This is a genomic window from Virgibacillus dakarensis, from assembly GCF_900155625.1.
Lineage (GTDB): Bacteria > Bacillota > Bacilli > Bacillales > Amphibacillaceae > Lentibacillus_C > Lentibacillus_C populi.
In genome coordinates this window covers 1,177,593-1,192,226 of record NZ_LT732553.1, presented here as the reverse complement: position 1 = coordinate 1,192,226, position 14,634 = coordinate 1,177,593, and the positions used below count along the sequence as shown (strand labels likewise).

At 40.7% G+C, this 14,634-nt stretch carries 12 protein-coding genes and 1 pseudogene; 1 reads left to right on the top strand and 12 read right to left on the bottom strand.

Annotated features, from left to right (window positions below; all coding sequences use genetic code 11):
* Positions 1-12: 12 nt before the first annotated feature.
* A complete protein-coding gene (lexA, locus tag CZ382_RS05905) occupies positions 13-636 on the top strand; it encodes a transcriptional repressor LexA (RefSeq protein ID WP_088050283.1) in 624 nt (207 codons plus the stop codon).
* Positions 637-960: 324 nt separating this feature from the next.
* Here lexA and CZ382_RS05900 read toward each other — a convergent pair whose 3' ends face one another.
* The 12 genes and pseudogenes from CZ382_RS05900 to cotE form a co-directional block, all read right to left on the bottom strand.
* Entirely contained in the window at positions 961-1,308 is a 348-nt protein-coding gene (locus CZ382_RS05900) for a hypothetical protein (RefSeq protein ID WP_088050282.1), read from the bottom strand.
* 409 nt (positions 1,309-1,717) lie between these two features.
* Complete coding sequence (gene glnA, locus CZ382_RS05895; protein ID WP_088050281.1) at positions 1,718-3,055, bottom strand: type I glutamate--ammonia ligase; 1,338 nt, start codon at positions 3,053-3,055, stop codon at positions 1,718-1,720.
* A 180-nt stretch (positions 3,056-3,235) separates the two neighbouring features.
* A complete protein-coding gene (locus CZ382_RS05890) occupies positions 3,236-3,634 on the bottom strand; it encodes a MerR family transcriptional regulator (protein ID WP_088050280.1) in 399 nt (132 codons plus the stop codon).
* A 220-nt stretch (positions 3,635-3,854) separates the two neighbouring features.
* A complete protein-coding gene (locus CZ382_RS05885; protein ID WP_088050279.1) occupies positions 3,855-5,099 on the bottom strand; it encodes a methionine gamma-lyase family protein in 1,245 nt (414 codons plus the stop codon).
* 7 nt (positions 5,100-5,106) lie between these two features.
* Positions 5,107-6,342: a GTPase HflX gene (gene hflX / locus CZ382_RS05880; protein ID WP_088050278.1), complete on the bottom strand. Its 1,236-nt coding sequence runs from the start codon at positions 6,340-6,342 to the stop codon at positions 5,107-5,109.
* Positions 6,343-6,460: 118 nt separating this feature from the next.
* Positions 6,461-7,375 carry a stage V sporulation protein K gene (spoVK, locus tag CZ382_RS05875; RefSeq protein ID WP_088050989.1) on the bottom strand — a complete coding sequence of 305 codons (915 nt, stop codon included), beginning with the start codon at positions 7,373-7,375 and terminating at the stop codon, positions 6,461-6,463.
* Positions 7,376-7,550: 175 nt separating this feature from the next.
* Complete coding sequence (hfq, locus tag CZ382_RS05870; protein WP_088050277.1) at positions 7,551-7,775, bottom strand: RNA chaperone Hfq; 225 nt, start codon at positions 7,773-7,775, stop codon at positions 7,551-7,553.
* Positions 7,776-7,814: 39 nt separating this feature from the next.
* Positions 7,815-8,747, bottom strand: a complete 933-nt coding sequence (miaA, locus tag CZ382_RS05865; RefSeq protein ID WP_088050276.1) for a tRNA (adenosine(37)-N6)-dimethylallyltransferase MiaA — start codon at positions 8,745-8,747, stop codon at positions 7,815-7,817.
* A gap of 20 nt (positions 8,748-8,767) precedes the next feature.
* Positions 8,768-9,224 (bottom strand): annotated as a pseudogene (locus tag CZ382_RS05860) (Dps family protein).
* Positions 9,225-9,392: 168 nt separating this feature from the next.
* Positions 9,393-11,324, bottom strand: a complete 1,932-nt coding sequence (gene mutL / locus CZ382_RS05855) for a DNA mismatch repair endonuclease MutL (RefSeq protein WP_088050275.1) — start codon at positions 11,322-11,324, stop codon at positions 9,393-9,395.
* A gap of 19 nt (positions 11,325-11,343) precedes the next feature.
* Positions 11,344-13,920, bottom strand: a complete 2,577-nt coding sequence (gene mutS, locus CZ382_RS05850; protein ID WP_088050274.1) for a DNA mismatch repair protein MutS — start codon at positions 13,918-13,920, stop codon at positions 11,344-11,346.
* Between the two features lie 118 nt (positions 13,921-14,038).
* Complete coding sequence (gene cotE / locus CZ382_RS05845) at positions 14,039-14,614, bottom strand: outer spore coat protein CotE (RefSeq protein ID WP_088050273.1); 576 nt, start codon at positions 14,612-14,614, stop codon at positions 14,039-14,041.
* Positions 14,615-14,634 lie beyond the last annotated feature (20 nt).

Genomic DNA, 14,634 nt, shown 5'->3' with positions numbered 1-14,634 from the left:
GGAGTTTATTACATGACCAAGCTTTCCAAAAGGCAACAAATGATCCTTGATTACATTAAGGATCAGGTTAAGTTGAAAGGCTATCCGCCATCTGTTAGAGAAATAGCAAGTGCAGTTGGACTTGCATCAAGCTCTACTGTCCATGGCCATTTAGCGAGGATCGAAAGCAAGGGCTATATCAGAAGAGACCCAACCAAACCTAGAGCAATTGAAATTTTGGATCCATTAGAGGAGAATAATATTCCGAAAGATGAAGCGCGGTATGCACCAGTAATCGGCAAAGTTACAGCTGGTATCCCGATTACTGCGGTCGAAAATATCGAAGAGTTCATTCCGCTGCCAAGCTCAAGCGCAGGACCAGATGACAGTTTATATGTACTGGTAATCGAAGGAGAGAGTATGATTGAAGCTGGTATATTAGACGGAGACATGGTTATCGTAAAACAGCAAAATACAGCACAAAACGGGGATATTGTTGTTGCCATGACGGATGAGGATGAAGCTACTGTCAAGCGATTCTTTAAAGAAAAGGACCACATTCGCCTACAGCCGGAAAACGCAACAATGGAAGCCCTCATTTATCAAAATGTGACGATTTTAGGCAAGGTAATTGGGCTATACCGGAATATTCATTAAAAAACCTTGATACGCGGTATGCGTATCAAGGTTTTTATTAGTAAATTACCCAGTTTAAAAGGTTGGTAATCTATTTCTGGAAAAATTGCTTAAAGAATGCTATCCAATCTGTTCCTGTTAATTGGCCGCTAACAATAAATGTACCTATAAACAAAAGCATGAATATAAATACAAACAGATAACATTCAAGAGATTCCTTCCAATAAGGTTTGTTATTCTTCATCACGAACTATTCCCCTTTATTTTTCAGTACTTATTATTAAACCCACGCCAAATAAAGCCTTCAATTTGCTAATGAAAGCTAAAGGCTACATTCAAAATCAATCACTCGTATAAGGGGAGATAGTTCGATTGGTATTTTCTTACATCTAAAAACCCAGCTGCTTCTACATCGTTTTGGAAAAAGTCAACCTGATTAGCAATAGATGTAATTTGGTACACAACCGTTTTTACTGCAGGAAGGATTGGATCTGCTTTATATTCGTTTTGAACTGGTAGTGTAGCTGGTGCAGTAATATGGGCAGCATTTATATCCGATATATAACTTGCCGAAGAAATCGTTGCTTCGTCAACTTGCTCTACGTTAATATGTGAGGTTATTTGGATGGCCTGGCTTAGCACCAAAAAGCCAAACATGATAAACAACAACGCGCTGCCCAACCATTTCTTCAACCTAACTCGCCTCCGGTCTAAACAATACCGGTTTGGGAAACCGATTAAGAGTATTCTACCATGACTCCATCTATTTTTCATTCACAATTTTAACCTGAAAGGGAAAATCACTTGAAAATGGCCACTATCATCATCTGCTAATTCCCTGCAGTGAAGGGTGTTGATAAGATTAGCAAAAAACCAAAGTGACTTGATCCTTTATTTACTGGGGGATTATTTAAATCTTTTACTATTAGAAACACCATATCTATAAATTAAGTAAAGAAAAAATACCGCCCAGTTAAAATTCAACAGGTCGGTATTTTGAACTTAAATATTTTTTGGGGGTATTCCAGGGGTGTCAAGGACATAAGCTCTAAAAGCCAAAAGCCAGGACACGGCCACGACCTGGAACCCTATTATATCAACCTTAATAACTAGTCAAATACTGCTCCCGCTCCCAAGGATGAACCGTCGTGCGGAACATGTCCCATTCAATTTCCTTCGCCTCAATAAAATGCTCATAAAGGTGCTCACCAAGTGCTTCCACAATCACTTCATCTTTTTGCAACTCTTCTAATGCATCCATTAAGGTTGCCGGCAAGTCTTTAATACCGTTTTTCTCGCGTTCCTCTTTATCCATGACATAGATATTACGATCTACTGCAGTTGGCGGTGTTAACTCATTTTTAATTCCGTCTAATCCGGCCGCTAGCAGTACTGCCATCGCCATATATGGATTGGCAGATGGATCAACACTTCTTGCTTCGATACGTGTACTTAACCCTCTTGAATACGGAATTCGGATAAGCGGGCTTCTATTCGTACCGGACCACGCCACATAACAAGGTGCCTCATAACCAGGGACAAGTCTTTTATACGAATTGACCGTTGGATTTGTGACTGCTGTAAAATTAGTTGCGTGCTTAATGATGCCGGCGGTAAACTGGTAAGCTACCTCACTCAGTTGCATTTCCCCATCTGGATCAAAAAATTTATTTTCTCCATCCTGAAATAGCGACATATTAACATGCATACCTGAACCATTGACCCCAAAAAGCGGTTTCGGCATAAAAGTGGCGTGCAAGTTATGTTTTCTAGCAATTGTTTTGACAACAAGCTTAAACGTTTGGATGTCATCAGCATGTTTGACTGCATCAGAGTATTTAAAATCAATTTCGTGCTGACCCGGTGCAACCTCGTGGTGAGAAGCTTCAATTTCAAATCCCATTTCTTCCAATTCCAGTACGATATCGCGGCGGCAGTTTTCTCCCAAGTCTGTCGGCGCTAAATCAAAATATCCACCTTTGTCATTCAACTCCAAGGAAGGCTCGCCTTTTTCATCCAGCTTAAATAAGAAAAACTCTGGTTCTGTTCCGATATTAAATGCACTAAAGCCTAATGCTTCCATTTTTTTAACGTTACGTTTCAAATTGTAACGCGGGCACCCTGCAAATGGTGTACCATCCGGATTGTAGATATCACAAATAAACCGGGCAACTTTTCCCTTGTCTGATGTCCATGGAAAGACAACAAATGTATCTAAATCAGGATATAAATACATATCAGATTCTTCAATCCGGACAAACCCTTCAATTGAGGAACCGTCAAACATCATTTTATTGTCCAATGCTTTTTCCAGCTGACCTAGCGGGATTTCCACGTTTTTAATCGTTCCAAGCATATCGGTGAATTGCAAACGGATAAAGCGAACGTTTTCCTCCTCGATTTTTTTATAGATTTGCTCTTTCGTTAATTTTGAACCCATGCAGTTTCCTCCTAAATGTATGTTAAATATGTTTATCCAACCTCAACGGGCAGTAAAACCCGCCTTCAAGACTTTGATAAAAAAAGGCAAATGGGCGATCAACTGACCTTAAAGGATCGATTCGTTCAACCAAGATTCAGCAGGGTATAAAAAGAAACCACCACTGAATGAAGTTTGCCTTTATTGAAAAAATCTTGATAACTCACCCTGTCGCAAACTTGTCTTACCCATTCTGCCTGCTTCGTATAACTCGTTTTTCAGCATTTTTCTTAATTCTTTATCCGATAGAATGGCATACTGTTCTTCTTGTTTCTGTTTTTCCAGCAATAATTTTTGTTCTTCAAGGACCAGCAAATGCTTAATACCAGCGAGATTAATACCTTTATCAAGCAGGTCTTTTATCTCCAGTAAACGATCAACATCGTTAAAGGAAAACAATCGCTGATTACCGGTTGTTCTCTCGGGATGAATAAGCCCGTGTCCCTCATAATTTCGTATTTGCCTTGCCGTTAATTCGGTTAATTTCTTGACGATACCGATCGAGAATAAAGGCATGGAACGTCTATCCTGATCGTTCATTTACTCCCCTCCTATTTGTTATTAAATAACATTTTAAAGTATGTAATAGATCCTGTCAAGTTAATGTTAGGTTTCCTTACATTAACTTTAAAAAATTCGGTATTTGGCTCATCCTATTAGCGAATGCCGAAGTTTTTCTTTTACCTTAATGCGTGATAAAATCTTATATTTTCTTAAAGTGCAAAAAAGAGGTGGCTTCCCACCTCTTTTTTTCTTTACCCTATTTTAACGTCAGGAAACCCTTATCGATAAGATCTATAGCAGCTTCCTTTAAAGCAATTTTCACATGCTCATAGGTTAAGCCGCCTTGCACAAACGCGGTATATGGGGCACGTAACGGTCCGTCTGCAGTTAGTTCAAGGCTTGCTCCTTGAATAAACGTTCCAGCTGCCATGATGACATCATCCTTATAGCCAGGCATCGGACTTGGCACTGGTGTCACAAATGAATTGACAGGCGAGTTCATTTGAATGGTTTGGCAAAATGCAACCATTTGCTCCGCATTAGCAAACGTTACCGATTGAATTAAATCCGTTCGTTCCGCTTGATAATCTGGCTTTGTCGTGTATCCGATCAATTCTAAAAATCGCGCTGTAAAAACAGCCCCTTTTAATGCTTCCCCGACAACATGCGGAGCTAAGAAAAATCCTTGGTACATCTCCTCCAGCATCTGTAATGTGGCACCCATTTCTTTCCCCAGTCCTGGTGCAGTCAAACGATGGCCGCATTGGCTGACGAGATCTTTGCGCCCAACGATATAACCACCTGAACGAACGATCCCACCACCAGGATTTTTAATTAAGGAACCAGCAATAATATCTGCACCAGCATGTAATGGTTCTCTTTCCTCAACAAATTCACCGTAACAGTTATCAACAAAGACGATTATTTCCGGATTTATTTCTTTAACAAAGTGTACCATTTCTTCTATTTGCTGAACCGTAAAGGATGGACGATCATCATACCCCTTTGATCGCTGGATAGCAACGACCTTTGTCCTTGGCGTGATGGTTCGATTTACTCCCTGGTAATCAATTGCACCATCTGGCAGGAGGTCTGCTTCCCTATAGGTAATTCCAAAATCTTTTAATGAGCCTGTATTGTCAGCATGTTTTCCAATAACCGATTCAAGTGTATCATATGGTTTACCTGTCATATACACAAGTTCATCAGCAGGTCTCAGTAAGGCGAATAACACGGTAGAAATCGCATGTGTTCCAGATACGATCTGCGGTCTTACTAAAGCATCTTCGCCACCAAACACTTGCGCATATACGGCTTCCAATGTTTCCCTTCCATTGTCATCATAACCATAACCGGTAGTGGAATGAAAATGACTGTCACTGACCCGGTTATGTTTAAACGCATCAAGTACCCGTTTTTGATTCACTTCAACTGTTTTTCGGATGTTGTCGTGGATGTTTTTACAATCCAGTTCCGCCTGTTCTGCAAATTGTTCTATCATTCGTACGTTATTGCTCCTTTAATTGGCTTGTTAGCGGGTGACTTTCCCGGATAAAGCCTTTCATTAAATATTTCATTTGTTCTTCATCATAAACCTGTTCATCGACTATCGTCTCATGTGCAAACCGGTCTATTAATTTTCCTTGATCAGGATCGAGTATCGTTCTGTACCATACCCATTCATCCCTTAAAATCGCTTCCACCTTCGCTAATAAATCTTGAATGTTTCGCTCATCAAAGGCACTAATCAGGATGGACGGATGATGTGCAGGGATGAACTCTTCTGTCAGCAAATCCTGTTTGTTATATACCGTTAACATCGGGATTGAGTGGGCACCCAACTCCTCAAGTAACGTAAGAACGGTATCCTGATGCTGCTCCTGATCCGGATGTGATGCATCAACAACATGCAAAATAAAATCGGCCTCGGTAACCTCTTCAAGGGTTGATCGAAAAGAAGCAATAAGTGATGTCGGCAAGTCCTGAAGAAATCCGACCGTATCGGTAACAAGCGACCTGAAACCGGATGGAAACTGAATTTTCCGTGTGAGCGGATCAAGGGTTGCAAATAGTTGATCCTCCTCAAGTGTTTGGCTCCTGGTAATCCGGTTGAACAGTGTCGATTTCCCTGCATTGGTATACCCAACAATGGCAATTTGAAAAACGTGATTGGATTTACGGCGGTTCCGGTACTGTTCACGCTGGCCAACGACCATTTTCAGACGCCGTTTTATATCAAAAATCCGCTGCCTGATATGACGCCTGTCAGTTTCCAGCTTTGTCTCCCCAGGCCCGCGTGTACCGATACCAGCTCCTAGCCGGGATAATGCCAAACCTTGCCCGTGAAGCCTTGGCAGCATATATTGTAATTGTGCCAGTTCGACCTGCAGCTTTCCTTCTTTCGTATTGGCACGAGTAGCAAAAATATCCAATATCAACTGACTTCGGTCAATTATCCGAACGCCGAATCGTTCCCCCAGATTTCGTAATTGCCCAGCAGATAGCTCATCATTGGAGATGACTAAATCGATTTCCAGTTCAGCTATTTGCTCTGCAATTTCTTCCATTTTCCCCTCACCAATGTAATATGCAGGATGGATTCGATTACGATTTTGCGTCATGATTTTTTTTACTGTTCCACCTGCAGTTTTACTTAAGGAGGTTAATTCATCCAATGAGGACTTGAAGCGCTCGGTGGTCTGTTCCGGTTTTTTTACAGCTACGATTAGTATTTGTTCCGACATGTCTACCAGCCTTTCCCTGTCTTGCATGCTTATATCATAGCAAAGAAACAAGCACGGTACAATTCTATCCCCTGTATGGATTAGGTTGGATGGTTATTGATTGAAGCATTGCCTTCCATTAAATCTCATCGTTAAGCTGCAGGTCACTTCCGGTTAATCTGATTAAATCATCGGTAGCATATTGTTTGCCACAAAGCACCCGTACTGCATGCCGTCGTATCGAATGTTCAATAACATTTCTTACGTATCGGGCATTGGCAAAATTCCGTTCCCCTTCCCGGGTTTTTCGGTAAAGGTGTTCCTGCAATTTCCATTCCGCTTCCTGTGATAAGCGGTATTCCCTGATTGACACCATTTGTTTGGCAATATCCATCAGCTGCTCAACATCGTAATCCTGAAAATCCAATATAAACGGAAACCTTGATTTTAGTCCGGGATTAAGGAGTAAAAAACGCTCCATTTCATGCGGATATCCGGCTAAAATCAATACAAGATCGTTGTGGTTGTCTTCCATATGCTTTACCAGTGTATCGATTGCTTCTTTCCCGAAGTCTTTTTCACCGCCGCGTGCCAAGGAATAAGCTTCATCAATAAACAACATCCCGCCCATTGCCTTTTGAATAATCGACCTTGTTTTTTGTGCTGTTTGCCCGATATATTCTCCGACTAAATCAGCCCGCTCGGCTTCAATGAAATGCCCCTTTGACAATAGCCCCATTTCAAAATACAGTTTCGCAAGCTTTCTGGCGACCGTTGTTTTCCCTGTTCCGGGGTTTCCCTTAAATAACATATGGAGTACTTGTTTTGTGCATGCAAGACCAATTTCCCTTCGTTTCTCATTGATGGCAATTGTTGCATATATTTCTTTAATTGTTTTTTTTAAACGTTCCAGTCCTATGAAGGATGAGAATTCCTGATCAATGTGTGAAAATGGACCATTATCCATCTGGTTTGGTTGCTTATTACGATCAATCTGTACAGCCTTTTTATCATGAAAGACAATATTGATTTGCCCATTTTTATTTCGTACCATTTGCGTTTCCACTTCATCACCCCTTCGTCACCATAGTATACGCACGTTTTTTAAAAGGTGTGACAAACGCCCATGCCCGGAAGTCAGATATCAGAAGCCGGGGGTCAGAGATTCAAGGTGAGGTCAGCTATAAGCTAAACGGACACCCTTAAACGAGTGCCCGTTACGTTACGCCTTATTCTTTTTCAAGTTTTACGTTTTTAACAGGTGCGAATGTGGAGATTGCGTGTTTGAAGATAAGCTGTTGCTTGCCGTCTGTCTCAAATAAAACGGTAAAATTATCAAAAGCTTTTACTATCCCCCTAATTTGAAACCCGTTTGTTAAAAACACAGTAACCGAAATGTGATCCTTTCTAAGCTGATTTAAATAATTGTCCTGAATATTTACCGATTGTGCCATTGCATTTCCTCCTCTTTCTATCTGTACATATTCTTATTTCTATGTTTCTTTTAAGATTCCTGCAAGATCGGCCAAAATAATGGGAAAAGTTCGATTAATCGAATCGGGTGTGATCGTATACCAATTTACATCCATCTTGTTCTTAAACCATGTATACTGCCGTTTCGCAAACCTTCTTGAATTACGTTTCAAGACATCAATTGCTGTTTCCAGACTCTGCTCTCCTTTTAAATAAGGGATGAACTCTTTGTAACCGATCCCACTCATGGATTGTTTCGATTCGAGACCCTGCAGGTACAAATGTTGTACCTCATCAAGCAATCCAGCCGCCATCATGCGATCAACTCGCTGATTAATTCGCTCATACAATAGTTTCCGATCCATTTCCAATCCGATAAAAATGGGATTGTACGGAGAATCTCCCTTCTGTTGGTTGTTTTCTGACATTGTCTTGCCAGTTGTTTCATAGATTTCAATTGCCCGAATCAGCCGGCGATGATTGTTGGGATGGATCTTGGCAGCTTGTTCCGGATCAATTTCCGTTAAGTAATCATAAAGCTGTTCTGGTCCATTACGTTGAATGGACTTTTCAAGTTGTTCAGTTAGCTTGCTGTCCCGTCTTTGTTCGGAAAAATGGTAATCGTATAATGCCGCCTGGATATAAAGGCCGCTTCCCCCTGCCAAAATCGGCAGATGCCCCCTTCCAGAAATTTCATCGATATACGCTTGCACATATGCCTGGAAATCAGCAACAGAAAATGCTTCATCCGGCTTTTTTATATCAATCATATAATGGGGGATTCCCTGCATTTCAGCTTTGGTTGCTTTTGCTGTTCCGATATCCAGCCCCTGATATACTTGCATAGAGTCACCGCTGATCACCTCACCATGAAACGTCTTGGCAATTTCTATACTTAGTTGTGTCTTTCCGACAGCCGTCGGGCCAACAACTGCAATAACGTTTTGTTTCATTCCCTTTCCCCTGTATTCATTTATTCGTATGCTTCATATGCCTGTAACATCCAAACATATTTTTCTAATTTTCCCTGTAAACCGATTAAGAGATCATTTGTTGGCTCATCCTTCTGTTCGGCTGCGAGTGCTAGTCCGTCTTCCCGTATCTCTTTTATTATCTGTTCGTAATCATGACACAGCTGTGCGCTGTGCGATGATCTCATTTTCCTTATCATCTGCCGTTGCTTCTTCAATTGTCGCTTCCTTCAAATATTTACTCATTGTTGCCAATGGTTTTCCATTTATCATTAAAATCCGTTCGGCAATCTCATCCAGATCATTTGCTGTTGCTTGATACATTTCCTCAAATTGAGCATGTAACTGAAAAAAGTGTCTGCCTTGCACATACCAGTGATAGCGATGCAATTTTACATACATTACAAAGTAATTTGATAGAAGCTGATTTAGAAAGTTAATTAACCGCTGACTTTCCATCCGAAATACCTCACTTTTTTCTCCTGCTAAGCTAGCTTGGTGTTTTATCACGCATTAATAGGCAGTAATACCCCCACAGAATAAAGTTTCACTTTGTCTCCAGCCTTGGATAGGCTAATATAACACTTTTCCTTCTAGGTTTAACATGATATTACCAATTTATACATGTTACATCACTCTTTTGAACATTTTTTCCAGTTCATATGTCGAAAAATGAACGATAATTGGCCTTCCATGTGGGCATGTAAATGGATCGCGCGTTGAACGCAAATCCTCTAGCAAGTGAAACATGTCATCCTTGTTCAAATAATGATTTGCTTTAATTGACCGTTTGCATGACATTAATATTGCCGCATCTTCCCTGATTGCCTCAATATCAATTTTCTCCTCGTCCATAATCTGCGCAATCATCTCGCGGATAACCTCTTCTTCAAATCCTTGCGGAAACCAGGTTGGGTGTGAACGAATAATATATGTCTGATTGCCGAACGACTCAAAAAACAAACCAACCTTCCCCAGTTCCTCGTGAAAGTTTTCAATAATAATCGCTTCCTGTTTGGAAAAATCAAATGTCAGCGGGATTAATAGCTCTTGTACTTCATTCGTTGTTTTGCCCAGCTTTTGTTTAAAAAATTCATACTTAATGCGTTCCTGTGCTGCATGCTGATCAATCATATACAAGCCATTTTCATTTTGCGCCAAGATATAGGTTCCTTGCAGTTGACCGATCGGATACATTACCGGTACCCGTTCTTTCCTAACATTAACTGGTTCATCATTTGCCACAAATTTCTCTGAAAATGACTCAGCAGGTGGTTGTGTGGTCTGTTGTTGACCAGTCTCTGGAGCCGCCAGCTCAGGAGCAGTATCTTTGTACGCCCTGTTGGAGTGAAAGGATCCCTCTGCTTCATTCACATACTCATCAGTATCCCAATTGGATAGATGTCTTTTATTCTCATATTGATCCTGATCCCAATTGGTGTTTTGTACTTCGTTGGTATGTTGGTCAGCATACCAATTCCCCTTCTCTGCCGGTTTTTGTGGATCATAAAATTGCATTGTCTGCTGCACAGAATCCGGCTGCCGTTTTTCCTGCCGTCCCAATTCGGGAATTAGTGAAGTTTCCCGGAATTTCTGTCGGATTGTTTCTTCAATAGCCGTGAATAATTCCTTGTCTTTACTGAAACGAACCTCCAGTTTGGCCGGATGAACGTTAACGTCAACTAAAATTGGATCCATATTTATAGCTAATACAACAATCGGCTGCCGGCCAATTGGCAATAACGTATGATACCCTTTAATAATTGCTTGCGATAACGCAATACTCTTAATATAACGACCATTGATGATGGTTGAAATATACGAACGGGATGCGCGGGTTACTTCCGGCTTGGCGATATACCCCTGAATCTGAAAATCAAGCGTATCATGGGCAATCGGCAGCATTTTTTTTGCCACACTCATTCCGTATACGTGGGCAATAACCTGCAGCAGATCACCACTTCCGGTCGTTTTAAAAAGCTGTTTCCCATTATGCGTTGCCTCAAACCGGATATTAGGATGGGACAATGCTAACCGGTTCAGCAAATCAGTAATATGGCCAAGCTCTGTATGGATCGTTTTCATGTACTTCAGTCGTGCTGGTGTATTATAAAATAAATCCTCAACAACAATTTCCGATCCTTTTCGGGCATCACTTTTCTCTTTATGAATAAGCTTTCCACCTTCAAGCTTGAGCATTGTACCTGCTGCGTCACCCTGAGACGTTTTCACCGTTAAGCGGCTAACGGCAGCAATACTGGCTAACGCTTCACCACGGAAACCGAGTGTTTTAACATGAAACAGGTCCGTTTCATGTTTAATTTTACTTGTTGCATGGCGCAAAAAAGCCCGCTCGCAATCTTCTTCTGCCATCCCATCCCCATCGTCGGTAATTTTTATTTGCTGTAATCCCGCTTCAAGGATATCAACTTTAATCCATGAACTGTTTGCGTCAATACTATTTTCGATCAGCTCTTTTACTACAGATGCCGGCCGTTCCACCACTTCCCCGGCAGCTATTTTGTTGGCAAGTGCATCAGGCATTTGCACTATTTTCATAAAACTCGTCCTTTCCCAGCTATTTTGTCAACTTTTGCAGGCGATACAATGCGTTCATCGCATCCAGTGGAGTCATATCAAAAAGATCCAGTTTGGCCAGTTCTTGTAAAACTTTCACTTCCGATTTCTTTGGATGCTTGACGCTTTTCTGTGGTCTTTCCTCTTCCTTGAATAATGACAGCTGCTTCGTATCAGCCTGGTCTTGAATTGGTCCGGGCTGGTCATAATTTTCAAATTCACGTAAGATGGAACTGGCTCGGGCAATTAATTGATCGGGAAGATTGGCAAGCTTTGCAACATGAATCCCGTAGCTTTTATCGGCAGCACCAGCTTTAATTTGATGGAGAAACACGACATTCCCTTCATACTCTTCCGCACGCACATGGATATTTTGAAGTTTGTCCAATGATGCTTCCAACGCAGTCAATTCATGATAATGGGTTGAAAATAATGTTTTGGCATGAATGTTATTGTGGATATATTCGACAATCGCTTGAGCCAATGCCATCCCATCATAAGTGCTTGTGCCGCGCCCGATTTCATCGAGTAAAATTAAACTTCGCTCCGTTGCATTCGTAATGGCATGATTGGCTTCAAGCATTTCTACCATAAATGTACTTTGGCCGGAAACCAAATCATCAGCAGCACCGATTCGGGTAAAAATTTGATCAAAAATAATTAAATCCGCTTCATCACACGGTACAAAACAGCCGATCTGTCCCATGATCACCGTAAGTGCCAATTGTCGCATATACGTACTCTTCCCGGACATATTTGGACCTGTAATCAATAGCACCTCTGTTTCCTGATCAAGTACTACATCATTAGGTACAAACGATCCGTCCTTCATTACTTGTTCAATTACTGGATGCCGGCCATTCTTAATCGACAATCGCTTATCCACAAACCGTGGACGCTGATAATTATTTGCTTCACTTACTGTTGCAAATGCCTGCAGGACGTCAATTCGACTTACAATATCCGCCAATTCCTGTAAAACTGAAATTTGTTCCTTCAATTGATCGCGAATTTCAAGGAACAAATGATATTCCAGTTCCACACTTTTTTCTTCTGCTTGTAAAATAAGCTGTTCCTTTTCCTTTAACTCTGGTGTTACAAAACGCTCAGCATTTGTCAACGTCTGCTTACGTTCATATCTCCCTTCAGGTAGCAGGTGTAAATTGGCTTTGGTTACTTCAATATAATAGCCGAACACACGATTGTAACCAATTTTTAACGACTTTATCGTTGTTTCCTGTTTCTCTTTCTGTTCCAGTTCGGCGATCCACTGTTTACCATTGCGGGATGCATCACGGTATTTATCCAATGTCTCATTGTAACCATCTTTTATGATCGCCCCCTCCTTGATGGAAACCGGTGGATCGTCTACTAAACTATTCTCTAATATGGTCACGATCTGTTCTGGAAAGTAAACCGCATCACTTAAATCTTTTATTCGAGGTTCGGGAAATTGCTGTAAAACAGCTTTTAATTCAGGGATTTTCACCAGTGATTGTTTCAGTTGAATTAAATCACGGGCATTTACATTACCAAAAGCAATTCTTCCGGCTAACCGTTCCAAATCATATACAGATTTCAACGTTTCGCGTAAACCATTTCGCTCCATAAATCCTTGATAAAACCCGTCAACAATCGATAAACGTTCTTCAATAAGCTGTTGATTGATTAGAGGACGCTCCAGCCATTTTTTTAATAGTCTCGATCCCATTGCGGTTACGGTCTGATCAAGTACCCATAACAAGCTGCCATGCTTTCCTTTTTTTAAAATTGTCTCCGTCAGTTCCAGATTGCGTTTCGAATACATATCCAGAGACAAATAATCCTGTAATGCAATAACCTTGGCAGGCTGCAGGTGATCAAGCGACCTTTTTTGGGTATGCTGGATATAATTTAACAATCTGCTAAATGCCTTCATTAACCGCTCATCATTTAACTCATCACATAGATTACGATATTCTCCATTAAACGTAATTTCATCTTGAAAAGAAACGGTCACATTTAGCTTCCCTGCTAAATCACACTGCCAATCCTCCGGTAAATTAGAGGAGACAACGATTTCTTTGATAGGTTGATTGTACAACTCGTGTATAACCGCATCCCATCCATGGTTTAGCAGCGCAATTTGATTTTCGCCGGTTGATAAATCATTATAGACAATGACAAATGAGCCGTCCTGAAAATGGGAAAGACTAGCAATATAGTTATTTTCCCGCTCGTTTAACATATTTGTTTCCATGACCGTTCCAGGGGTTACCAATTGAACAACCTCGCGCTTGACAACACCTTTTGCTGTTTTCGGGTCCTCTACTTGTTCGCAAATTGCTACTTTATAACCCTTTTCAATTAAATTTTTTATGTAATTTTCTGCCGAGTGATATGGTACCCCACACATCGGAATTGGTTCCTTCTGACCCGCATCCCGTTTCGTCAGTGTAATTTCCAGTTCCCTTGCTGCCTTGATAGCATCGTCAAAAAACATTTCATAAAAATCACCTAAACGAAAAAATAAAAAAGCATCCTTGTGTTCCGCTTTAATTTGTAAATACTGTTCCATCATGGGTGTATATTTTGCCATCATTAGTCCTCCAGAAAAGCCATATATATTGTCTTATTATAGCATATATCAGGAGAATGAATCGACTGACAAAAGCTTATAAAAAAACTTACGAGAGAATTGCTCCCTCGTAAGTATATTAGTCTTTACTGCTGCTGCTGCTTTCATTTAGAAAATCTGGATTAACATCGTTTAGTTCTTCGTCTGTTATATCAAAGCTCCAGTCATCATCATCATCTTTTTCACAACCCTTTGGATCCACTTTGACACAGATCTTTGTTTCCCCGATTATTTGTACAACAAATTCACGTTCAATCTCAACAACAATTTTATGACCCTGATTAGCAATCTTGCATTCAAGACAATTTGGCTGCTGCACGACTTTACAAATAACATCATAGTCATCATTTAAGCAGTTGTCATCCTTGATGGATAACGGGATATAATCACAGTATGTTACCCTTTCTGTTACTACTTCTGTTTTTGTATTGTCATTATAGGAATACCAAATGTTTATATCGTAGCTGCCATTCACCTCAACCGTATCTTCGGACTTTTTCTTGGCGTTATACAAATGATTGATTACCCAGCAGCCAAGAATACTTGACGGTCTATGGGATGGCGTTACGGAATGAGTTGCCTGCGTGAATTTGCGTCCTTTACCGCAAACTGCTTTTGTGATGATTTCTCTATACTCTTGTTCAAGAAAACTCATAATTACGTTTACCTCCTCTT